The organism is Spirillospora sp. NPDC052242 (assembly GCF_040679555.1).
Taxonomy (GTDB): Bacteria; Actinomycetota; Actinomycetes; order Streptosporangiales; family Streptosporangiaceae; genus Spirillospora.
The window spans coordinates 17,303-38,827 of sequence record NZ_JBFAUZ010000028.1 but is presented as its reverse complement, the minus strand read 5'-3'; the positions used below and the strand labels follow the sequence as shown (position 1 = coordinate 38,827).

Annotated in this window: 17 protein-coding genes; 4 read left to right on the top strand and 13 right to left on the bottom strand. The window is 74.8% G+C overall.

Going from position 1 to position 21,525, the window contains the following annotated elements; translation table 11 throughout:
* Positions 1-1,364: hypothetical protein (locus AB0L25_RS23090; protein ID WP_500174713.1), on the top strand; the 1,364-nt coding region annotated here is incomplete at its 5' end.
* A 62-nt stretch (positions 1,365-1,426) separates the two neighbouring features.
* Here AB0L25_RS23090 and AB0L25_RS23085 read toward each other — a convergent pair.
* The 7 genes from AB0L25_RS23085 to AB0L25_RS23055 all read right to left on the bottom strand — a co-directional run bounded on the left by AB0L25_RS23085 (position 1,427) and on the right by AB0L25_RS23055 (position 9,462).
* Positions 1,427-2,509, bottom strand: coding sequence for a hypothetical protein (locus tag AB0L25_RS23085; RefSeq protein ID WP_500174712.1), 1,083 nt, complete (start codon positions 2,507-2,509; stop codon positions 1,427-1,429).
* A 332-nt stretch (positions 2,510-2,841) separates the two neighbouring features.
* The gene (locus AB0L25_RS23080; RefSeq protein ID WP_500174711.1) at positions 2,842-3,207 is read right to left on the bottom strand and encodes a hypothetical protein; all 366 of its coding nucleotides are present in this window, start codon (positions 3,205-3,207) and stop codon (positions 2,842-2,844) included.
* A gap of 214 nt (positions 3,208-3,421) precedes the next feature.
* Positions 3,422-4,276 carry a hypothetical protein gene (locus tag AB0L25_RS23075; RefSeq protein WP_500174710.1) on the bottom strand — a complete coding sequence of 285 codons (855 nt, stop codon included), beginning with the start codon at positions 4,274-4,276 and terminating at the stop codon, positions 3,422-3,424.
* Positions 4,277-4,321: 45 nt separating this feature from the next.
* Positions 4,322-4,561: a hypothetical protein gene (locus tag AB0L25_RS23070; protein ID WP_500174709.1), complete on the bottom strand. Its 240-nt coding sequence runs from the start codon at positions 4,559-4,561 to the stop codon at positions 4,322-4,324.
* On the bottom strand, positions 4,558-6,570 hold the full coding sequence (locus tag AB0L25_RS23065; protein WP_500174708.1) for a hypothetical protein: 2,013 nt from the start codon (positions 6,568-6,570) through the stop codon (positions 4,558-4,560). The genes AB0L25_RS23070 and AB0L25_RS23065 overlap by 4 nt, the downstream gene beginning before the upstream one ends.
* A gap of 11 nt (positions 6,571-6,581) precedes the next feature.
* Entirely contained in the window at positions 6,582-8,153 is a 1,572-nt protein-coding gene (locus AB0L25_RS23060; protein ID WP_500174707.1) for a peroxidase family protein, read from the bottom strand.
* 1 nt (position 8,154) lies between these two features.
* Entirely contained in the window at positions 8,155-9,462 is a 1,308-nt protein-coding gene (locus tag AB0L25_RS23055) for a cytochrome P450 (RefSeq protein WP_500174706.1), read from the bottom strand.
* A gap of 242 nt (positions 9,463-9,704) precedes the next feature.
* On the opposite strand from AB0L25_RS23055, the gene AB0L25_RS23050 reads away from it, so the two are divergent.
* Positions 9,705-10,664 (top strand): acyl-CoA desaturase, encoded by a 960-nt coding sequence (locus AB0L25_RS23050; protein WP_500174705.1) that lies wholly within the window; start codon positions 9,705-9,707, stop codon positions 10,662-10,664.
* 9 nt (positions 10,665-10,673) lie between these two features.
* On the opposite strand, the gene AB0L25_RS23045 is transcribed toward AB0L25_RS23050, so the two are convergent.
* Genes AB0L25_RS23045 through AB0L25_RS23020 form a run of 6 tightly spaced genes read right to left on the bottom strand, consistent with a single transcriptional unit; the run spans position 10,674 to position 16,019 of the window.
* A complete protein-coding gene (locus AB0L25_RS23045) occupies positions 10,674-11,882 on the bottom strand; it encodes a cytochrome P450 family protein (RefSeq protein ID WP_500174704.1) in 1,209 nt (402 codons plus the stop codon).
* On the bottom strand, positions 11,842-13,086 hold the full coding sequence (locus AB0L25_RS23040) for a cytochrome P450 family protein (protein WP_500174703.1): 1,245 nt from the start codon (positions 13,084-13,086) through the stop codon (positions 11,842-11,844). Before AB0L25_RS23040 ends, AB0L25_RS23045 begins: the two co-directional genes overlap by 41 nt.
* The gene (locus AB0L25_RS23035; RefSeq protein ID WP_500174702.1) at positions 13,083-13,715 is read right to left on the bottom strand and encodes a GTP-binding protein; all 633 of its coding nucleotides are present in this window, start codon (positions 13,713-13,715) and stop codon (positions 13,083-13,085) included. The genes AB0L25_RS23040 and AB0L25_RS23035 overlap by 4 nt, the downstream gene beginning before the upstream one ends.
* Positions 13,696-14,064, bottom strand: a complete 369-nt coding sequence (locus AB0L25_RS23030; RefSeq protein ID WP_500174701.1) for a DUF742 domain-containing protein — start codon at positions 14,062-14,064, stop codon at positions 13,696-13,698. The genes AB0L25_RS23035 and AB0L25_RS23030 overlap by 20 nt, the downstream gene beginning before the upstream one ends.
* A 1-nt stretch (position 14,065) precedes the next feature.
* Entirely contained in the window at positions 14,066-14,455 is a 390-nt protein-coding gene (locus tag AB0L25_RS23025) for a roadblock/LC7 domain-containing protein (RefSeq protein WP_500174700.1), read from the bottom strand.
* Complete coding sequence (locus AB0L25_RS23020; protein WP_500174699.1) at positions 14,445-16,019, bottom strand: ATP-binding protein; 1,575 nt, start codon at positions 16,017-16,019, stop codon at positions 14,445-14,447. The genes AB0L25_RS23025 and AB0L25_RS23020 overlap by 11 nt, the downstream gene beginning before the upstream one ends.
* Positions 16,020-16,491: 472 nt before the next feature.
* Here AB0L25_RS23020 and AB0L25_RS23015 point away from each other — a divergent pair, with 472 nt between their 5' ends.
* Both AB0L25_RS23015 and AB0L25_RS23010 read left to right on the top strand, forming a co-directional pair.
* The gene (locus AB0L25_RS23015) at positions 16,492-19,878 is read left to right on the top strand and encodes an AfsR/SARP family transcriptional regulator (RefSeq protein WP_500174698.1); all 3,387 of its coding nucleotides are present in this window, start codon (positions 16,492-16,494) and stop codon (positions 19,876-19,878) included.
* A gap of 85 nt (positions 19,879-19,963) precedes the next feature.
* Positions 19,964-21,505 (top strand): MFS transporter, encoded by a 1,542-nt coding sequence (locus AB0L25_RS23010; RefSeq protein ID WP_500174697.1) that lies wholly within the window; start codon positions 19,964-19,966, stop codon positions 21,503-21,505.
* The last annotated feature ends 20 nt before the right edge of the window (positions 21,506-21,525 follow it).

The window sequence follows — 21,525 nt, the reverse complement described above, 5'->3', positions numbered from 1 at the left end:
GTGAGGGACCTCAACAACCGGGCGAGCAAGGAACCCCTCCACCCGACCGTCAAAGCGGCCAGCAATCGGGCGACCGAGGCACCCCCCACACGCCCGAGTCACAGCGGGCCCATTCGAGCGGGCTCAAGCGCGGCGCCGGGGCGGGCGCTCTCGCCGGTGGCGGCGCCCTGATCGCCGGGGCCACGGGCGGATCGGTGGTGGGGACCGCCGAAAGCATGATGCAGATCGCCACCGCCATGGCCACGGCCGCGAGCGTGCCGCTGCCGCCGGCATTGACGATCGTCTTCATGTACAAGCAGTGCACGGGCAAGCCGAGCAAGCTGGAGAAGTGCGCGCAGGACTGGGCCGACACCGCGAAAGAACTGCATCAGGCCGCCCAGAACATCAGGGAACTCGCCGAGGCGATCCCCGGCGAAGCGTGGACCATGGACGACCGTCCCCTCTATGAAAGCCAGGTCCGAGACTTCGGGGCACAACTCGACACGCTGGGAACCTATTGCACCGCCGTTCAGACGGCGATCATGGTCGTGGCGTGGGCACTGTTCACCTACGCGGTCTTCGCCATGGGGATGGCCGTCTATCTCGGCACTCTCGCCGCCGTGGCGGCCGTCGCCGCGGCCGCTGCGGCGACCGGCGTGGGCGCGCCTGCCGCCGCCGCAACCTATGCCAAGTGTCTTGCGCTCGTGACAGTCGGAATCAAGGTGACCACCGTGGCAAGCGGCATCCTCGTCGCGGTGGGCACGGGGGCGGCCGCGGTCCTGCTCGGCGGGGCATACATCACGACGAACTCGCAAGAGGGCAATGGTGCCCACAACGCCTCCGCCGCCTTCAACAAGGCGCTGGCGACAGGTGCTGCAGGCGCTGCGGCCAACATCACGGAGGGACTCGCCAACTCCGGCTTGAACTTCGTGACGAGGTCCGGGCTGGTGCCCACCGGGAACATCGACCTGGACGCCGACCGCGGCATCGACAAGACGTGGAATCTCGGGGTCGGCGGCAAGGTGACGAGCGCCGGTGGGGTACTCGAGGGCGAGGGCGGCTACCACGCCAAGATCAAGGACGGAGACTTTCAGGGGCAGGACGTCGAACTCAAGGCAAAGGTGGGCGACCCGAACAGTTGGGGCGCCGGAACCGTCGGCGGAAAGCTGGAGTGGAACGAGAAGGAGAGCCTCGAGAACAAAACCTTTATGGGCGGCGTGGAGAGCCCGAAAACAGGAGTGAAGGCCGAGTACGAAGGCAACTTCAACGACAAGAACGATTACAGCGACAAGTACAATGTCAACTCACCGGTGTTCAACCGGTTCGACGGGAGCATCAACAAAAAACCTGAAGACGAGACGCCGCCATGGGACAAGAACCTGTGAACGCGTGATCTCGGCTCTGCCGCCGAGGCACCGGGCCGTGGCGATGGCGGTGCCGACAACGGTCAGGAGCCGGCCCGGCGCCCCATATCCTTCTTGTGCCAGGCGATGTACTCCTCCTGGTAACGCATGTAGTCGGCGTGTATGCTCTCGTAGCCGGGATACGGGGTGGAGCCGAGACCGAGCGGTTCGGGTGCCCGGTAGGAGGCGCCGCCGGAGACGGCCTGCAAACGCTCGTCCATTCCCGACGCGATCAGTTGCGCGGCGATCAGAGCTTTGTGCCGGCGCGGAACATCGCCTGTGAAGTAGAGCCTGGAGTGGACGCCCCGGCTCCTCCCCCATACGGTTCCGTCGGCTCCGATGATGCGCATGGTGTCAATGTCCGTTTCACCGCCGTCTTCGAGCGCCTGCACCGCGGCGGACGTCCAGTCTGCCCGCATGGCGATGCTCCCCAGCACACCGCCACCCGCGTCGCGCAACTGCCCTCCGCCGCCGATCAGCGTCATCCCATCGGAGTCGACCGGACCGTTCAGCATTTCCAGCCGCCTGTAGTGGTCATTGGTCAGGTGGCCGATCACCCGACCGTCCGGGGAAACGACGGTGCTGCGCGGTGAGCAGCCGTTTCCTGGGAGCTTGGCGGCACGGTCGATAAAGAAAAGCGTCGAGTTCTGGACGTCTGAGACCCGGAGCGTTACGCGCGGCACGTGGTGCTTTTCGACGGGAACCCCGGTGGTCGGAGAGAATGCGCTCTTGAAACGTCTGAGAACGCCTAGTTCCGGTACCTCATCGATGACGACCGGCGCCGCGTCCACCAGGACGTCCCCACCCGTCGGAGTCGCCAGGCGGTAGTGCAGGTCGTTCGAGAGGAATAGCAACTCCAGTTCGGGAGCGTCGTACACGTTGGGCACCATGGCGGCCGCACCTCCACGCCGGTTCCACTCGGCCTCGGCATCTTGCGTTAAGATACCGCACCACGCCTTCCGTTCATCGCAGGACGCGGGATGTTCAACAAAGGTCGACGACGAGGCGCCGCCTTGGAACAGGAACTTGTGAGCGAATCGTCCGGCAGAACGAACGGCACCGCCGGGCGCGTGAACGCTTATCGCAAGTTCCGCCATCGCCGCCACATAGAGTTTACGGCCCTTCACCGCCTCGCTTTCCGGTCCGCTTCGTAGCGTTCAATGAATTGCTCCTGATACCTCATATATGAGGAGTGTACGTCTCTGTAGCCAGGATACAGTTCGCGGCCTGGTTCGAGCGCGCGTGGAGCGATTCGGGAGGCACCGTCGACGGCCAACGATGGTTTTCGAGTCACCCGATGACCCTCAGAACAAATGAAACGTCATTCCGGTCACCCGAAACCTCAAGCTCCGGCCTGGTGACCCCGGACACCGGCCGCGCCTCCACAGGGCACTGAAGACCATGACGCGACGGGTCTCGAGCTGGCGCCTTGCACGGGTTCACCGCATCGCGGCCGCCGTCAGGTGGCTCCGGCGGCTCGCTTTCTGATTCCCTGCTTGCGCTTCCTGTACTGCCCGATGAATTCTTCCTGGTAGCTCAGGTAAGACCTGTGGACGTCGCGGTAGCCCGGATATGGCTCGTGGCCGGGTTCGAGCGGTTCGGGAGGCGTGAAGGACGGGATGAAGCGCGCGAACGGCTCGACGTGCAGGCGTTCGTCCAGCTCTCTGTAGAGCATGAAGGCGACAAGAAGGGTTTTGAGCCGGGGCGGAACGTTCGGAGCATGCTGGAATACCGGCTCTTTCATTCCGATGATCTTCGCCCATACCGTTCCGTCGTTGCCCACCAGACGGATCGATTCGACGCCGTCGTAGTCCTCGAGCCGCATCGGCTTCGCGACTCCGCATGCCAGGCTCCTCGTCGCGAGTCGACGTCGCGGGGAGGATACACCGCATGGAAGGATCGCCCGTTTGCTCCCCGCAAAGGCGATCGGCGAACGGGCGATGCCTTCGGACGCGACTACGCCTCCCCATTCTGGACACCCGAAATGGAGGAGTCGCGGGCAGGAACGCATCGAAAGCGGCGCCGGACGGGTTCGGGGGTCAGAAGCCCATGTCGGCGCCTCGGCCGATGTTGCGGGCTCGGCGGTTCATCTCCTCCTTGTACCACTCGATGAACTCCTCCTGGTGGCTCATGTAGGACGCGTGGGCGTCCGAGTGGCCGGGGTACGGTTCGGCGCCCGGGTCGAGGGGGGACGGGGGCGAGTAGGAGGAGGTGGCGATGGACGTGTGGAGGCGTTCGTCGAGGGCGGTGGCGATGACGTGGGCGGCGAGGAGGATGCGGATCTGGTGCTGGGCGGACGGGTTGACCTGGGTGGCCGGGCCGGACACGAGGCGGCGGGCCCACAGCGTCCCGTCGGGGCCGAGGTAGCGGACGGCGTCGGACGCGGGGTCCTGCGGGGCGTTCGGGTCGGCGGACGGGGGCAGCGCCATCCGGACGACGACGTCGCACAGCACCTGGTGGTTCGGGTCGCGCAGGTGGGCGCGGCCTGCGACGAGGGTGAGGCCGTCGGTGTCGAGGGGGCCGGCGGGCGGGTCGAGGGCCGCGCGGTGCTCGTTGGTGAGGTGCCCGATCGGACGTCCGTCGGGGGCGACGACGGCGTAGTGCGGCGGGCAGACGTTGCCCGCGAGCTTGTCCGGGCGGTCGACGAAGAAGAGGGTCGAGTTCTGGGCGTCCGAAACCCGGAGGGTGACGCGCGGGACGTGGTGCTGGGCGTTGGGCGGGGTCAGGGTCGGTCCGGAGGAGCGCATGAACCGCTTGAGGAATCCCTCTTTCCGCTCCTCCCCCACGACGACCGGGGACACGTCGGCCAGGACGGCGCCGGTGCCGGGGTCGGTCAGGCGGTAGTGCAGGTCCTGTGGGAGGGACCGCAGGTCGAGCTGGGAGGCCTGGAACACGTTCGTCACCCTCGAATGTCGCGCGGACGGTCTGCCAGCCGGATGCTACCGGCGGCCGCGCGGCGGGCGCGGATCGTCCGGCAGGGCCCGGAGGCGGGCGGCGGCCTCGGCGAGTTCCTCGGACGCGACGACGCAGGCGGTGATGTGCTCGTGCAGGGCGGTGAACAGCCAGTCGGGGACGGCGTCGCGGGTGCGGAGGCGGGCGGCGAGGGCGCGGAGGCGGTCGGCGCATTCGGCCATGGTCCGGGCGTCGGCGGCGAGGGTGTCGCCGTGGTCGCGGGTCACGCGGGGACGCCTTCGGTGCGCGTCGAGCGGTGCTCGCGGGACGTCCGGCACAGCAGGGGGCGGGCGCCGTCCAGGCCGAGGAGGCGCAGGCGGCGGGCCATCGGGTGGTCGCCGCGGACGGTCAGGCGGGCGCGGGGCGCCGGGTGCAGGCGGGCGGGCCCGCGGACGTCGATGCGGGAGCGCAGGGGCGTCCCGTCGAGGAGGGAGTGGACGGCGACGCCGCGTTCGGCCGCCGGGAGCGCGGGGCCGAGGTCGCCGGTGAGGGACGCGGCGTCGCCGATCGTGAGGGCGGGGTCGAGGGCGATGTCCGCGGTGGTGGCGGCGTGGCCCCACAGTTCGCGGGCGATCTCGGTCGTCGCGGCGGTGCTGTAGACGGAGTCGACGAAGCGGACGGCGAGCGGGTGCCGGACGACGATGCCGAGGTGCGCCTCGCGGTAGGGGCCGAGGCTCGTGTCGCGGTTGTCGAAGGCGTGCAGGACGACGAGGGCGCGGCCGCCGAGGAGGACGGGACGTGCGGTGCCGAGCAGGTCGCGGGCGGGGCCGGGGTCCGCGGTGAAGAAGGCGGTGAGGGCGGCCCCGGACCGGCAGGCGATCGGGAGGTCGAGCTCGCGGCCGGCGACCGTCCGGCGGGTGGGGGCGGCCGGCGGGGCGTCGTCGAACAGGCTGTAGACCTGGGAGCGGGTGACGGGGCCGTGGTAGGGGGCGAGGTTGCGGTCGATCTCCGCGCGGTGCTCGGGGAGGTCGTCGGCGAGGTTGGCGGTGTAGTGCTCGGCGGAGTGGCAGGCCGGGAACAGGTGGGTGGGGTCGGTGTAGTCGACGACGTACCAGCCGGGCCGGTCGATGCACGTTCCGGCGCCCTGGCCGTCGAGGGCGGGGATGATGTCGTGCTGGTTGGTGACGCTGGCGACCCAGGTGCCGGGGGACGCCGGGCGCTTGAAGTCGACCGGGGAGCCGACGGCGACGACGTGGGTGACGGTGTGTCGCGCGCAGAAGGCGGCGTCCTGGGCGAGGCTCATGACGGCCGCGCCGCCGGCGCTGTGGCCGATCAGCGCGATCTCCGCGCCGGGCGGGACGCCGTAGTCCTCGATCGCGCGGGCGAGCGCGCGGCTGTAGGGGCCGCCGTCGCGGACGGTGCTGCTGAACGCGCCGAGCAGGTCGCAGGGCGAGGCGTCGTCGGGCACGCCGAGTTTCATGCCGGGCGCGTGGACGACGTGGCGGTCGACGCCGTCGGGGCCGCGGACGGTCTGGACGAGCGCGCGCCCGCCGGGCCCGAGGGCGCAGATGTTGGCGAGGAAGTCGAGGATCGAGCCGCGGTCCCGCAGCCGGTCGGCCGGGTAGGGGGTGCGGACGGCCGCGCCCGCGCCGGCGTCCAGGGCGGCGATGGCGCGGTTGCTGATGCCGGTGAGCGGGTCGGCGGTCGCGGTGCCGGCGCCGGTCGCGATGAGCCAGGCGGTGGCGTCGTTGAGCGGGTTCTGGTCGAGCAGGGCGCGCAGCGCGAGGACCTCGCCGAAGATCGGGGCGATCGCGGTGAGGGCGCGGACGGCGCCGCGGTCGCGCACGAGGGCGTACAGGGCGCGGGCGGAGTCGAGGTCGCGGTCGGCGGCGACGGCGTCGACGAGCCGCCGGACGAGCGGGTCGCGCAGGAGCCCGGGGTCGGCGAGGCTCACGGCGGTGATGCGCAGCCGCAGCGAGGTGACCATGAGCCGGATCGCGAGGCTGCCGGCGCCGGCCATGCCGCCGAGCCGGGCCGCGGCGGTGCCGAGCGGGCCGCCGGTGAGGGCGTGCCCGAGCCCGCCGCGGCCGGCGACGGCCCGGACCAGGGCCCGTTCGGCGCGGGCGGCGGCGACGGGGGCGCGCGGGAGGGCGGCGAGGGCGGCGCCGCCGGTGAGGGCGGCGGTGGCGTGCGCGGACGCCTCGCGGACGGCGACCGCGGTCTCGGCGAGCTCGCGGGCGGCGCGGCGCAGTTCCGCGGCGGTTTCGGCGGTTTCGTCGGCGGTTTCGGCGGTCACGGGTCCTCCGGTCACGCGCCGCGCCGGGTCATGGAGACGAACCGGGGGCGGGGGTCTTCCGGGACGTTGCGGTGCAGGACGTCCGACAGCGTCCGGGTGCTCCCGATGATCCGCATGCCGAGCGGGGTGAACGTCTCGGGGGTGAGCACGCGGGGCGCCAGCAGCGGGTTGGTCAGCGCCTGCGAGAAGGCGTCGATGGCGATGATCTTCGTGAGCAGCGGCGGCAGGATGGCCCGCGCGGAGCTCGGCTCCTCGGCGAACAGGCCGACGTACAGGTCGAGGTCGTCGACGCTCGCGTACAGCTCGCGCAGGGCGTTGCTCACCCGCGGGTCGCCGGACACGTGCTCGAACCGCCGGACGCGCGGGAACCCGCAGTGCGCGCGGTAGTCGTTGTAGGGCGCGAGTTCGAGGGCCCGCGAGTCGGCGATGCTGGCGACGTCCACGGGGTACAGGCTCGGGTCGGTGTTGAACAGGCCGATGCGTCCGGCGCGCTGCTCGGACGCCTCCTCGAACAGCCGCCCGAGCCCGGCCTCGGGGAGCAGGTCCGGGGCGAACAGGGTGGCCGGGACGGGCAGCTCGGACCCGCCGACGACCAGGGCGGACGGGATGAGGCTGTGCCAGCGGTAGACGAGGTTGAACTCGACCGACGCCCAGTTCTCCCGCTGCCATGGCGCGCCCGCGAGCCGGCCGGTGAGCGCCGGGTCGAGCAGGAAGCGGAAGTGGTAGGGGGTGATGTGGTTGATGTACTCCTCGATCACCAGCTTGACGACCTCGACGATGACGATGTTGCGGGCCGTCTGGAACAGGCGCTCGTCGTCCCACCGGGGGTGCCGCTCGGCGAGCAGGCGGGCCACCCGGTTGTGCTCGCGCAGGAACAGGACGGTGAGCATGGTGAAGCCGACCTGGGTGTTGCCGCGGTCGCCGGCGAGCGCGAAGAGCCGGTCGCGGCGCTCGTCCGGGAGCGTCTCGAACCGGACGACCCGCAGGCCCGCGAACTCGGATTTGATCTTGCCGTTCTCGCAGAGGTACGGCGGGAACTCGCCGCCGTTGATCGTCTGGCTCTTGAGCAGGCCGCCCTCGAAGGTCCGGACGGCGGCGGCCGCGGCGGCGTCGAGCCCGTAGAGCGTGTTCAGGTCGACGTGGTGGTTGGAGGTGGTGCGGCGGGGGTCGCGGGGTTCGGCGATGTCGCCGCGCAGGAACCCGTCGGTGAACCACTGCGCGAAGTAGGCGAACAGGACGGTCGAGCGCGGGCACGGGATCGTGTCGCCGGTGCGGGCGAACAGGCCGGCGGCGCGTTCGGGCGTCGGCCGGGCGCCGTCCCGGGCGGGGACGGGCGGGAGGTGCCGGCCGCTGAACGTCTTGTCGGTGAGCGAGGCCCAGGACGTGTAGGGGGCCATGGTGCTGAGCGGTTCGGGCCGTCCGGGCATCTCGCGGATCGCCCGGTCGATGATGGCCGCGTTGAGCCCGCGCCGCAGCGGGCGGACGCTCTCGGCGGCCCGCCACAGCGGGCGCCCGTGCGTGAGGGCCAGGTAGCGCAGCCGGTTGGCCGCGCCGTCGGTCGCGATGCTGCGCGCGCCGGGCATGTCAGGCGCTCCCTTCGCCGGACGGGCCGAGGCCGAGGACGAACCGGTCGGGGAACACGCCGCGGTCGCGCACGACGTCGCCGTCCGGCGGCGGCAGGAGCCGGACGTCCCGCCGCAGCAGCCGGCGCGCGACCTCGGCGATCACCGCGGCGCCGGGGTGGACGCCGACGCACGCGTGCGGGCCGTGCCCGAAGTGCAGGTAGACGTCGGCGGGGCGGCCGGGGCGGTAGTCGTCCGGGTCGGGGACGGCGTCCCCGTCGAACATCGCGGACGCCGCGGCGGCGAGGACGAGCGTGCCCGCCGGGACGGTCGCGGCGTGCGGCGTCCCGGCGGCGAGGACGTGGTCGCGCTCGCAGAACCGCGTGATGACCTTGAGGAACGGGTCGAAGCGCAGCGCCTCCCAGACGTGGCCGTCGAACCGGGCGGGGTCGGGCCCGCGGGCGGCCGCCGCGGCGCGGGCGCGCTCGTCCGGGCGGGACAGCAGCTCGGCGACGAGGTGCACCAGGGAGCCGGACGCGTTCTCGACGAAGCCGAGCATGAGCGCCGCGACGTTGATCAGGACGCGTTCGTCGTCGACGCCGGCGCGGGCGGGGAGCGGCGTGCGGAGCAGGCGGTCGAAGACGTCCCCGGGCGCGTCGTCCCGGTGCCCCGGGGCGGCCCGGCGTTCGGCCAGGCGTTCGCGCAGGTGGTCCATCATCGCGCGGCCCGCGGCGGCCGACTCCGCGCGGACGGCGGGGTCGCCCGCCAGGTTGGCGGTGACGTCGGTGATCACGGCCCGGGACCAGCGCGAGAGGGTCGCCTCGTCGGGCCCGGCGAAGCCGAAGTACTCGGCGCAGACCGTGAGCGCGACGCGGCGGAACAGGCCGCCGACGGCCTCGATGCGGCCGTGCGGTTCGGCGGCGTCGAGGGCCGCGTCGGCGGCGCGGCCCGCGAGCTCCCGCACCGCGGGGACGTCCTCGGGCGGCAGCATGATCTGCATGAGGCCCCGCTCCCGCCAGTTGAGCGGGGTGGCGTCGCGGGAGAGGACGACCGGGCCGCCGAGGGCGCCCTCGAGCCGGTCGGTGTAGGCGGCGACGGTGAACACCTCCCAGCGGGACAGGACCTCGCGGACGTCCGGGGAGCGGGTGACGAGCGCGAGGCCGGGCGCGAGCAGGACGGGGCGCCGCGCGCGGAGTTCGGCGAAGAGGGGGCGCCAGTCGGTGCGGAGCCAGCCGGCGAGGAGCGCCGGGGCCGCCGCGGGGTCGCGGCGGACGGCCGCGTCGTACTCCCGCAGGTAACCCTCGGTGATCGTCTGTTCGGACCGTTGCATGCGGCGGACCTCTGCTTCGGTTGGTTCCGGCGGCGGCGGGAGGGGGTTCCGCCGCCCTGAGCACGGTGGATCACGAGTCGTGGCGGGAGATTAGCGATACGTGATGATGATCACAATGCGTGATTGCCAAAAGCCAGGACATGGCGACCGTTTGTGACGACTTCATCACTCTTCGGATACTGTCGATGGTGCCCGGTGCCTCCTTCAATGGGCAGCGTCCACCGGACCAACGAGGGGAACCGATGCCCGGAACCGCACCCGCCGCCGAGACCGTGGCGATCTCGGCGGCCCGGCGCGGCGCGTACCTGATCGTGCTCGTCGCGCTCCCGCCGGCGGCCCTCGCCGCGGGCGTCGTCGTCGCCTGGGGGCGGGGCATCGGCCCGCGCGACGCGGTGATCGCCCTCGCCATGTACGTGATCAGCATCTACGGCATCAGCGTGGGCTACCACCGGCTGTTCACGCACCGCTCGTTCAAGTGCCGGCGCCCGCTGCGGATCGGCCTGGCGCTCGCGGGCGGGCTGGCCGTGGAGGGCCCGGTCACCCTGTGGGCGGCCGAGCACCGCCGGCACCACAAGTACGCCGATCGGCCCGGCGATCCGCACTCGCCGTGGGCGTACGGCGAGACGGGCCGGGGCCTCGCGCGCGGGCTGCTGCACGCGCAGGTCGGCTGGTTCTTCACGGCGCGCCGCAGGTCCGACCGGCGGCACTGGGTGCCCGACCTGCTCGCCGACCCCGACGTCCGCCGGCTGGACGCCGCCTACCCCGCGGTGGTCGTCCTGTCCTTCCTGCTGCCCGCCGCCGTCGGGGGCCTGTGGTCGTGGTCGTGGGCGGGCATGTGGACGGCGCTGTTCTGGGGCGGCCTGGTGCGGTACGCGCTCGTCCACCACGCGACCTGGTCGGTGAACTCGCTCGCGCACGCCTTCGGCGACCGCGACTTCCGCACCCGCGACCGGTCGACGAACCTGCGGCCGGTCGCCTACCTCACGCTCGGCGAGGGCTGGCACAACTGGCACCACGCCGACCCGACGAGCGCCCGGCACGGGGTGCTCAAGGGGCATTACGACCCGAGCGCCCGGCTGATCCGGCTGTTCGAGCAGGCCGGCTGGGCCTACGACGTCCGCTGGCCCGACCCGTCCCGGGTCGCCGCCCGGCTCGCGTCCGCCGAACCGGCGGAGCCGTCCGAGCCGTCCGGCGTTCCCTGAGGGCTGCGCTCAGAGGTGGACGGGCAGCGCCGCCGCCGAGTTCGTGAAGAGGCTCGGGACGGGCGGCAGGTCGGCGGGGTCGGCGGCGAGCCGCATGCCGGGGTGGCGCGCCACGAGGCTCCGGACGGCCAGCCGGGTCTCGAGGCGGGCGAGGTGGGCGCCGGGGCAGACGTGCGGGCCGTCGCCGAACGCGAGGTGCTTCGCCCGGGGCGTCCGGGCGACGTCGAAGAGGTGCGCGGTGGGGCCGTGCTGGGCGGGGTCGCGGTTCACGGCCGTGTACGGGGCCATGATCGCCTCGCCCGCGGGGATCGTGACGCCGCCGAGTTCGAGGTCCGCGAGCGGGTAGCGGGCCATGAAGTTGCCGATCGGCGGGTCCCAGCGCAGCACCTCCTCGATGATCGCGTTCCACGTGCCGGTGTCGGCGCCGCGCGCCGTCGCGAGGGCGTCCGGGTGGGTGAGGAGGGCGCGGACCGTGTTGGTGATCAGCCCGATCGTCGTCTCGTGCCCGGCGGTCAGCAGGACCCAGAGGGTGCCCGCGAGCTCCTCGGGGCCGAGCGCGTCCTCGGCGATGAGGGCGCTGGTGAGGTCGCCGGACGGGTGCGCGGTGCAGTGCGCGACGAGGTCCGCGAGGAACCGCGGGATGTCGGCCTGGACGGCGGCGACCTCCTCGGGTGCGGTGTCGGTGCGGAAGATGCCGTCGACGAGGTGCCGCAGCCGGGGCCGCTCGTCCTCGGGGACGCCGAGGAGCTCGCAGATGACCCGCAGCGGCAGCGGGACGGCGAGGCGCGCGCGGAGATCGACCGGGCCCGCGGCGGGGAGGTCGTCGAGGAGGGCGTCGACGGTCGCCTGGACGCCGGCGGCGAGCTCCTGGACGCGCCCGTTCGTGAACGTGCGGGTGACGGGGCGGCGGAGGCGGTGGTGCTCGGCGCCGTCCGCGGTGACCATGTTCGTCACCTTGATCATGCCGACGATGGGGTTGTCGTCGGTGAGGGCCCCGGTCTTCACGGCGTTCCAGTTGCGCCAGTCCTTGCTGACGGCCGGGTCGCGGACGAGGTCGGCGACGAGGGCGTGCGTGGTGGGGGCGTAGGCGCGCAGCCCGCCGGGGAGGACGACCCGGACGACCGGCCCGGCGGCGCGCAGCCGGGCCGCCTCGCCCTGGTGGTCGGCGCCGGTGGGGTCAAGCTCGATGACCGGGATGTCCGCCGGGATGTCTGCCATGTTGTCCTCCGGGGTCGGCGTGGGTGAAGGTGACCGGGAGCCGGGCCGGGCAGCGGGTCCACGGGGACGGCTCGTACTCGAGGTCGTCGGGGTCGATGGCGAGCCGGACGCCGCGCAGCGCGTGCAGGACGGTCGCGACGGCGGTGCGGGCGATGGTGCGGGCCGGGTCGCGGGCGGGGCAGGCGTGCGGGCCGGCGCTCCAGGCGAGGTGGGCGCGGTTGCCGCGCTGCCAGAACTGCGACCCGGCGTGCGCGCGGACGTCGTGCGCGACGGCGGCGAGGCCGAGCACGAGGGCGTCGCCGCGGGCGATGGCGCGGCCGCCGAGCTCGGTGTCGCGCAGCGCGTACCGGGCCGGCATGTTGATCATCGGGGGCGCGACGGCGAGGACCTCGTCGAGGGCGTCGTCGATGCCGAGCCGCCCGCCACGGACCCGTCCGGCGAACCGGGGGTCGGTGAGCATCAGCCGGAGCGTCTGCGCGATCCAGCTCATCGTCGTGTGGTTCCCGGCGGACACGAGGACGACGATCGACTGCAGCGCCTCGGCGTCGGTGCGCAGGTCGGGGTGCGCGAGGAGGAGCGACGCGGCGTCGTCGGCGGGCCGCTCGCGGCGGGCGGCGAGAAGCCCGCCGAGGAGGGCCTCGAAACGGCGGTTGCCGTCCTGCGCGTCCTCGCCGGAGCCGAACAGGGCCCGCAGGGCGTCCCGCAGCTCGCGGCTCTGCCGGGGGTCGAAGCCGATGAGGCCGCCGATGGCCAGCAGCGGGACGATCGCGGCGTACTCGGCGACGAGGTCGGCGGAGCCGCGGCCGGCGAACGCGCCGATGAGGCCGCGGCACAGGTACTCGACGGTGCGGCGCAGCCGGCGGTGGTCGACGGCGGCGATCGCGTCCTCGATGGGTCGGCGGAGCCGGCGGTGCTCCGCGCCGTCGTGGCCGATGACGTTGTCGCGGAAGAACATCATCGGCCCGAGGGGCGAATCGGGCGGGACGGTGCCGTCCTGGAAGGCGCGCCAGTCGCGGCCGTCCCGCGAGAACAGCCGCGGCGACCCGGTGACCGTCTTGAGCTCCTCGTAGCCCATCACGAGCCAGGCGTGCACGCCCGGTTCGAGTTCGACCGGGGCGACGGGGCCGTGGTCGCGCCACAGCCGGTCGAACACCGGCCACGTGTCGGGGCAGGTGGTGGTGGCCGCCAGCGGCAGGGGGTTCACGGGGCGGGCTCCCGGACGGTGAGGGCGTGCTCGGCGAGCGTGACGAGGGCGGCGACGGACGAGTCGCGGTCGAGCGCGTTGCAGTCGACGATCGGGGTGTGCGGCAGCAGGTCGAGGGCGCCGCGGAGCCGGTCGTGGGGGTGCGGCGGGGTGTCGGGGAAGTGGTTGACGGCGACCGCGAACGGCGCGGCGACGTGCGTCTCCACCTGGTCGAGGACGTCGAAGCCGCCGGCGAGCCGCCGGGAGTCGACGATGACCAGCACCCCGACGGCGCCCTCGGCGAGCCCGGCCCACATGTCCCAGAAGCGGCGCTGGCCGGGCGTCCCGAACAGGTAGAGGGCGAGGGACGGGTTCAGGGTGACGCGCCCGAAGTCCATCGCGACGGTCGTGGACGTCTTGCCGGGGAGCCGCGCGAGGTCGTCCACGCCGGTGCTGGCCGCGGTGATGGGCTCCTCGGTGCGCAGCGGGCGGATCTCGCTGACCGAGCCGATGAACGACGTCTTGCCGACGCCGAAGTCGCCGACGACGAGGATCTTGGCCGTCCGGACGACGGTGTCGGGGACGTACGGGCCGGCGGGGGCGGGCGGGGCGGGCGGATCAGAGGGAGTGTCAGAGGGCGCGGAGCCCATCGAGCACCTCCTTCAGCAGGTCGATTCCGGGTTCGGTGAGGCCGCCGGCGTGGGTCTGCAGGCGGCCGGCCGCGACGAGGTCGCCGACCAGCACCCGGACGGCGCTGACCGGCAGCTCCAGGTGCGCGGCGGCCTCGGCGACCGACAGGACGCCGCCGCCGCAGAGCCGCAGCAGCGCGCGGAGCTGCGGCGGGGCGTCCGCCGGGAGCGGTTCGGCGGCCCCGCCGGGCGGCGGGACCGTCTTCAGCAGCGTGTCGACCCCCACCCGGGCTCCCGGGCCGGCGGCGCGGCCGCCGGTGACCACGTAGGCCCGCAGCGGCGTGTCGCGGTACTCGCCGGGGCCGGACAAGTCAGCCGCTCCCCCGCGCGGGCGTGGCGAGCTGCTCGCCGAGCTTGAGCACGGTCGCCTGCATCTCCTGCGCGACGAGCGCCGCGTTGATCACCGGGCCGGTGACGACGGCGAGGCACGAGCGGGCGGCGGCGCCGCGGACGAACAGGTAGCCGCCCTCGTGCCCGACCATGAGCTGGTGCAGGGCCTTGGCGCCGGTGCCGAACTCGCCGGCCTGGTCGCGGGCGAGGGACAGCAGCCCGCTGCAGCGGGCGGCGAGCCGGTCGGCCTCGTCCCGTCCGGTGTCGGCGGAGCGGGCCTTGAGCAGGCCGTCCACGGTGCACACGATGGCGTGCCGGACGCCCTGGACGCGGGCGAGCCGCGCCACCACCCAGTCCTGGTCAGCCGTCATCGGTCCTCCTGTCGTCGTCGGTGCGGTGATGCCCCGCGGGCGGGGCGGGCGCGTCCGGCGCAGGGGTGTTCGGCGCGGGCGCGCCGGACGCGGGGGTGTGCGGGATGAGGGCGTCCATCAGCGCCCCGGCCTCCTCGGGCGTCTCCGGCGGCGCCGCGACCGGCGGGGGGGCGGGGGCGGGGAGGGCCGGGCGGAGGGCGGCGCGGTGGCGGCCGCGGCGCGCGACGCGCTGCGGGAGGACGTCGCCGGGGTCGGCGCCGCCGTCGTCCCCCGCCGGGTCCGGCGCGGCGGACGGCTCGGGCCGCGGCTCCGGGACGTCCGGCGGCGCGGGAACGGCGCGGCGGCCCGGTGCGGGCGGGTCGGTGACCATCGCGTCGGGGACGAGGACGACCGCCTGCAGGCCGCCGTAGGGGGATTCACCGAGGCTGACCTTGAAGCCGTGCCGCCGCACGTAGCGGGCGATGACGGCGAAGCCGAGGCGCGGCACCTCGCCCATCTCGGCGAGGGTGACCTCGCGGGAGCCGTCCAGCAGTTCGCGGGCGAGGGTGAGGCGGGGCTCCTCGAGGCCGGCGCCGTGGTCGTCGATGCGGAACACGGCGCCCTGGGCGGCGGCGGTGACGCGGACGGTGACGGGCGCGGCGGTCGGCGACGACTCGGTGGCGTTGGCGAGCAGTTCGGCGAGGACGTGGATGACGGCCTCGAGCACGACGGGCCCGACCGCGAGGTCGGGGTCGCCCTCGATCCGGACGCGCTGGAAGTCCTCGATGCGGGCGGCGGCGGACTGCACGACCTCGGCGAGCCGCATCGGGGTGTCCCACTGCTGGCCCTCCCACGTCCCGGCGGCGACGGCGAGGCCCTGCGCGAGGCGGGCGGACTGCGCGGCGAGGTGGTCGATGGCCTGGCAGGCGAGGTAGACCTCGGCGTGGTCGCTGTGCCGTTCGGCGGTGACGGCGGCCTCGGCCTGGACCCGGTGCATGGCGGACTGGACGCGCCGGGCGAGCGCGACGGTCGCGAGCTGCTGGGACTCGAGCCGCCCGCGGGCGTCGGCGCGCAGCCCGGCGACGGCCTCGAGGGCGGCGTCCCGGGCGGCGGCGAGCGCGGCGCCGCCGGGGGCGGTGCCGGGGTCGCCGGCGAGCGGCGGCGGGACGGGCTCGCCGCGCAGGGCGGCGGGCAGCTGCGCGGTCACCAGGTGGTCGGCCATCGCGGCGAGGGCGTCGCGCTGCGCGACGGCGGCGGCGACGTGGGCGTGCCGGGCACGTTCCCGGTCGAGCTCGGCCGTGTCGCGGCGCCGCAGCTCGTCGTCGCGGGCGCGCAGTTCCGCGGCGTGCGCGGCGGCGTCCCGGGCGGCGGCCGCGACCGCGGCGCGGCAGCGGGCGTGCAGCCGCCACGCGGCCGCCGCGGCGGCGAGGGCGGCGGCGGCGAGCAGGGCGGCCAGCCCCCGTTGCAACGGTCCCGTGTCGCCCCCGGACAGCAGGGGCGCCGCGACGGCGAGCACGGCCGCGCAGGCGGCGGGCAGCAGCGGCGCGGGCCCCGGAGCGGACGGGAGCGGGGTTGTGTTCATCATCGGCTTTCGTGACGGACGAGGTGACGCGGCGCGCGGCGCGTCCTGCCGGAGAGGTGCGGGGGTCACTCCGGCGGGACGGGCGGACTCCATTCGGATGTCCGATAACCGCAATGCGGACGGGGTGAATGCGCGGCCCGCGGAATGGCCGCCTTCCCGTCCGGTGTCGCGTGCGACATTCGGCCTCGAGATTCACGCTGGGGGGATTTTGGACTTCGCAAGCAAAGCGCGACGCACCGCGTCACGTCAAGGCGACGGCGGGCGAACTCTCGGCGGCTCTCGGGCTTGCCAGAAATGTCCGGATGACGTCTTCGTCGTCGCCCGGATCCCCCGGCGGGGCGCCTCGGAGCGTTCCACTGGAAACGCGGCCAGAGAAATGCGCAATCGCACCCCCGGTGCAATGCGAACGGCTATTCTGTCCCGCCGGTTCGCCCGCTTGTGCGGCGTGCGCCCCGGATGCGGAAGAATCGGGCGCATGCGGTTCGGGGTGCTGGGTGCGGTCGAGGTCCGCCGGGACACGGCGAAGCGCGACGCGAACGAACGCGCCGCACCAAAGCCCCCCGCGACGCCCGGCGCCCCCGCAGGCGCCGCGCTCCCGGGCGAGGCGGTCGCGGTCGCCGCCCCGGCCGGCGGCCGCACGACCGAGCCCGCCGGGGACGACCGGCCCGCGGGCGGCGGCTCCGTCGGCGGGACCGGTGGCGGGCCCGCCGCGGACAGCGGCCACATAACCGAGCTCGCCGCGAACAACGGCCTGGCGGCGGAGGTCGTGGTGGTCGGGGGGCCGCGGGTGCGGGCGTTGCTGGCGATGCTCGCGCTGGAGGCGGGGCGCGTGGTGCCCGCCGGGCGGCTCATCGACGGCCTGTACGGGGAGGACCCGCCGCGCGGTGCGGGCAACGCGCTCCAGTCGCAGGTGTCGCGGCTGCGCCGGGGGCTCGGCGACGCGGCGCTCGTCGAGGGTGGGCCCGCCGGGTACCGGCTGGCGGTCGAGCCCGAGGCCGTGGACGTCCACCGGTTCGCGCGGCTGGCGCGGGAGGGGCGCGCGGCGGCGGGGCGCGGGGAGCACGCGCGGGCGGCGGGGCTGCTGCGGGAGGCCCTCGACCTGTGGCGCGGGCCCGCGCTGGCCGGGGTGGACGCGCCGTTCGCCGCGGTCCGCGCGGTGCGGCTGGAGGACGAGCGCGCGGCGGCCGTCGAGGACCACGGCGCGGCGGCGCTCGCGTCGGGCGCCGAGCCCGGCGCGGTGCTCGCGGAGCTGCGCGCCCTGGTGGACGAGCGCCCGCTGCGGGAGCGGGCGCGCGCGCTGCTGATGCGCGCGCTGCACGCCGCGGGGCGACAGGCCGAGGCCCTCGCGGTGTTCGAGGAGGGCCGCCGGCTGCTGGCGGACGAGCTGGGCGCCGACCCGTCCCGCGAGCTGGCCGCGGCGCACCTGGACGTCCTGCGCGGCGACGCGGCGGGCGGGCCGGCCCGCGAACCGGTGGAGGCCCCGCGCGCCGTGCCGCCGCCCGCGCAGCTCACCAGCTTCGTGGGCCGGGAGGACGCGGTGCGGCACGTCGGCGGGATGCTCGCCGCCGGGCGCCTCGTGACGCTGCTCGGGCCGGGCGGCGCGGGCAAGACGCGGCTGGCGGTGGAGGCGGCGGCCCGCGAGGACGGCGAGGTCTGCTTCGTCGACCTGGCCCCGGTCGGCCGGGGCGACGCGGGCCGGGCGCTGCTCGCCGCGCTGGGGCTGCGGGAGAGCGCGATGCGGCAGGCGCCGGGCGAGCGTCCCGCCGACCCGGTGGAGCGGCTGACCGCCGCGCTGGCCGGACGCCGCATGCTGCTCGTCCTCGACAACTGCGAGCACGTCGTGGCGGAGGCTGCGGGGCTGGCGCGGCGGCTGCTGGCCGGATGCCCGTCGCTGCGGGTGCTGGCCACCTCGCGGGAGGTCCTCGGCGTCACCGGGGAGGCGGTGTGGCCGCTGCCGCCGCTGGCGCTGCCGCCGCCCGGCACGCCGCCCGGGGAGCTCACCGGGTATCCGGCGGTGCGGCTGTTCGCCGACCGGGCGGCGGCCGTGCGGCCCGGCTTCGCGGTCGACGCGTCGAACGCGGCGGACGTCCTGCGGATCTGCGCGGCGCTGGACGGGCTGCCGCTGGCGATCGAGCTGGCGGCGGCGCGGCTGCGGTCGCTGCCGGTCGGCGAAGTCGCGGCGCGGCTGGGCGACCGGTTCCGGCTGCTGTCGCGCGGGGACCGGACGGCCGCGCCGCGCCACCAGACGCTGCGCGCGGTCGTCGAGTGGAGCTGGGACCTGCTCGGCGCGGACGAGCAGACGCTCGCGCGCCGCCTGACGGTGTTCGCCGGCGGGTTCACGGTGGCGGCCGCCGCGGACGTCTGCGGGCTGGAGTACGCCGACGAGGTACTGGCCGAGCTGGTGGACAAGTCGCTGGTGCAGCTGGAGCCGCACGGGGGCGGCGACCGGTACCGGATGCTCGACACCGTCCGGGCGTTCTGCGCGGAGCGGCTCGCGGACGCCGGCGAGGACGAGCGGTTCCGGGAGGCGCACGCCGCGCACTTCCTGGACCTGGCGCTGCGCGCCGACCCGCACCTGCGGGCCGCCGACCAGCTCGCGTGGCTGGACCGGCTGGCGGCGGACCACGCGAACCTGCACGCGGCGCTGCGCCGGTGCGTCGAGTCGGGCGACGCCGCCCGCGCGCTGCGGCTGATCGCGGCGCTGTCCTGGTACTGGTGGCTGCGGGGCCGGGTGGAGGGGGCGCCGCTCGCGGCCGCGCTGCTGGAGAAGATCGGCGGCGAACCTCCTCCGGGACTGGAGGAGGAGTACGTGCTGTGCGTGTGCAACGTGGTGTCGGCGGGCGGCACGGGCCCGGCGGTGTTCGGGTGGCTGGACCGCGCGGAGCGGACGCTGGCGGGCGTCCGGCGGCTGCTGGCGTTCCCGGCGACGACCGTGCTGTGGGCGATGACGGCGGGCCCGGGCCGGACGCGGGAGGCCGTGCTCGTCGAGCAGATCGGCGACGACCCGTGGGCGCGGGCGCTGATGGACATGAGCGACGGGTTCCTCAACCAGTTCTCCGGCGACCGGGCGCGGGCGGAGGAGGCGTGCGCGGCGGCGCTGGCGGGGTTCCGCGCCATCGGCGACCGGTGGGGCATGGCGAACTGCCTGGACCCGTTCGCGCAGCTCGCCGACTGGCGCGGCGACCGCGCCGCGGCGCTGGAGCTGCTCGGCGAGGCGCTGGAGCTGGTCGGGGAGCTGGGCGCGCTGGAGGACACCGCCGACCTGCTGTGCCGCCGCGGCGAGGTGCGCATCCACGGCGGGGACCTGGACGGCGCCCGCCTCGACTTCGAGCGCGCCGCGGAGCTGGCCCGGCGGGCCGGGACGCCGGACAAGGTGGCGGCCGCCGTGCACGGGCTCGGCGAGATCGCGCGGCTGCGCGGGGAGCGGGCGGAGGCGCGGCGCCTGTACGAGGCGGCGCGGACGGGCTACGCGTCCGACCGGTTCGTCGTCGCCGCCGTCCGGGGCGCCACGCTGGTGGGGCTCGGCTGGCTGGCCCTGGACGACGGCGACGTGCGGCGCGCCCGGGAGCTGTTCGGCGAGGCCCTGGCGATGGCGCACGACCATCCGATCTTCGGCTACCGGGCGAACGTGGCGGTGGGCCTGGCCGGTCTCGCCGTGGCGGGCGGCGACGGGGAGCGCGCGGCGGTGCTGCTCGGGGCGGCGCGGGCGCTGCGCGGCGTGCAGATCCCGGGCGACCACGACGCCGAGCGCGTCGAGGCGTCCGCCCGGGCGCTGCTCGGCGACGCGGGGTTCGAGGAGCGCTACGCGAGCGGCGCCGCCCTGTCGCCCGCGGAGGCGCTGGCGTCGCTCCCCCGCTCCTGAGGCGGAGCGCCCGCCCGGCCGCCGGTGCGCGGGCGGTCAGCGGACGGTGCGCGGACGGTCAGCGCGCCCGGCGACGCTCGTCCGCATGTCGTACAGTCCAGCCCGCAAACGGGGCGTTTTCGCGGTCGGGGCGCTGGTGGCGCTGGTGCCCGCCATCGATCTGACCGCTCTCAACCAGGCCATCCCGCACCTGTCGGCGGACCTCGATCCGACGGCGACGCAGATCCTGTGGATCGCGGACGCCTACGGGTTCGCGCTCGCCGGGCTGCTCATCACCATGGGCGCGGTCGGCGACCGCATCGGGCACCGCCGGCTGCTGCTGATCGGGACGGCGGTGTTCGCCGCCGCGTCGGCGGTGACGGCGTACGCGCCGTCCGCCGAGGCGCTGATCGCGGCGCGGGCGCTGCTGGGCGTCGCGGGGGCGACGCTGATGCCGTCCGCGCTGTCGCTGATCCGCCGGGTGTTCACCGATCCGAAGGAGCGGACGGCGGCGGTCGGGGGCTTCTTCGGGCTCGGCGCGTTCGCGGTCGGGCTCGGCCCGGTGGTCGGCGGCGCGCTGCTGGAGCGCTTCTGGTGGGGCTCGGTGTTCCTGATCAACGTGCCGATCATGCTGGTCGCGCTGGTCGCGGGCGCGCTCGTCCTGCCCGAGTCGCGCAACCTGCTCACCGGGTGGCCGGACCTGCTCGGGGTGCCGCTGTCGATCGCCGGGGTCCTCGGCGTCGTGTACGCGGTGAAGGAGGCGGCGGCGCACGGGGCGGACGAGCCGCGCGTGTGGGCCGCGGTGCTGGTCGGGGCGCTCGCGCTGGCGGCGTTCGCGGTCCGGCAGACGCGGGCCGCCGAGCCGCTCATCGACGTCCGGCTGTTCCGCCGGGCGGCGTTCTCCGGGGCGGTCGTCACCAACATGTTCGCGATGTTCGCGCTGGTCGCGCAGTCGCTGATCTTCTCGATGTTCTTCCAGCTCGCGCTGGGCTGGGGCCCGCTCAAGGCGGGCCTGGCGGGGCTGCCGGGCGCGGCGGGCGCGATGCTCGGCGGCGCCGCGCTGGCCCCGCCGCTGATCGCGCTGCTCGGCCGCGCCCGGGTGGTGGCGCTCGGCCTGGGCGTCTCGGCGGTCGGCTACGCGCTGTTCCTGACGATCGGGCTGGACACCGGCTACCCGCTGATGCTCCCGGCGATGCTGCTGGCGGGGCTCGGCATGGGGATGGCGATGACGGTCACCGGCGACACGGTGCTGGCGTCGGTGCCGAAGGAGCGGTCGGGCGCCGCGTCGGCGATCTCGGAGACGGCGATCGAGCTGGGCGGGGCGCTGGGGATGGCGGTGCTCGGCAGCGTTCTGACCGCGGTGTACCGGAGCGAGCTGGAGCTGCCCGCCGGGACGCCCGCGCCCGCGGCCGCGGCGGCGCGCGACTCGCTCGCCGGCGCGGTGGAGGCGGCCGCGGCGCTGCCCGGGCGGGCGGGCGCGGAGGTCGCCGCGACGGCCCGGGAGGCGTTCGTGACCGGCATGCACACGGCACTTCTGTGCGCCGCGGTGCTGGCGACCGCCGTGGCGCTGCTCTCCCTGGTCACGCTGCGCCGCGTGCCGAAGGTGATCGAGGACCTGCCGGACCCGGAACCCGTCGCCGCGCGGTGACGCCTCCCTTCCCTCCGTCC

What these genes read in the sequence shown, in the direction of transcription:
- AB0L25_RS23080 (WP_500174711.1), bottom strand. Translation starts at nt 3,207, where the DNA reads ATGCGGCTCGAGGACTACGACGGCGTCGAATCGATCCGTCTGGTGGGC.
- AB0L25_RS23060 (WP_500174707.1), bottom strand. Translation starts at nt 8,153, where the DNA reads ATGCCCGGCGCGCGCAGCATCGCGACCGACGGCGCGGCCAACCGGCTG.
- AB0L25_RS23055 (WP_500174706.1), bottom strand. Translation starts at nt 9,462, where the DNA reads ATGCAACGGTCCGAACAGACGATCACCGAGGGTTACCTGCGGGAGTAC.
- AB0L25_RS23050 (WP_500174705.1), top strand. Translation starts at nt 9,705, where the DNA reads ATGCCCGGAACCGCACCCGCCGCCGAGACCGTGGCGATCTCGGCGGCC.
- AB0L25_RS23045 (WP_500174704.1), bottom strand. Translation starts at nt 11,882, where the DNA reads ATGGCAGACATCCCGGCGGACATCCCGGTCATCGAGCTTGACCCCACC.
- AB0L25_RS23035 (WP_500174702.1), bottom strand. Translation starts at nt 13,715, where the DNA reads ATGGGCTCCGCGCCCTCTGACACTCCCTCTGATCCGCCCGCCCCGCCC.
- AB0L25_RS23025 (WP_500174700.1), bottom strand. Translation starts at nt 14,455, where the DNA reads ATGACGGCTGACCAGGACTGGGTGGTGGCGCGGCTCGCCCGCGTCCAG.
- AB0L25_RS23020 (WP_500174699.1), bottom strand. Translation starts at nt 16,019, where the DNA reads ATGATGAACACAACCCCGCTCCCGTCCGCTCCGGGGCCCGCGCCGCTG.
- AB0L25_RS23015 (WP_500174698.1), top strand. Translation starts at nt 16,492, where the DNA reads ATGCGGTTCGGGGTGCTGGGTGCGGTCGAGGTCCGCCGGGACACGGCG.
- AB0L25_RS23010 (WP_500174697.1), top strand. Translation starts at nt 19,964, where the DNA reads ATGTCGTACAGTCCAGCCCGCAAACGGGGCGTTTTCGCGGTCGGGGCG.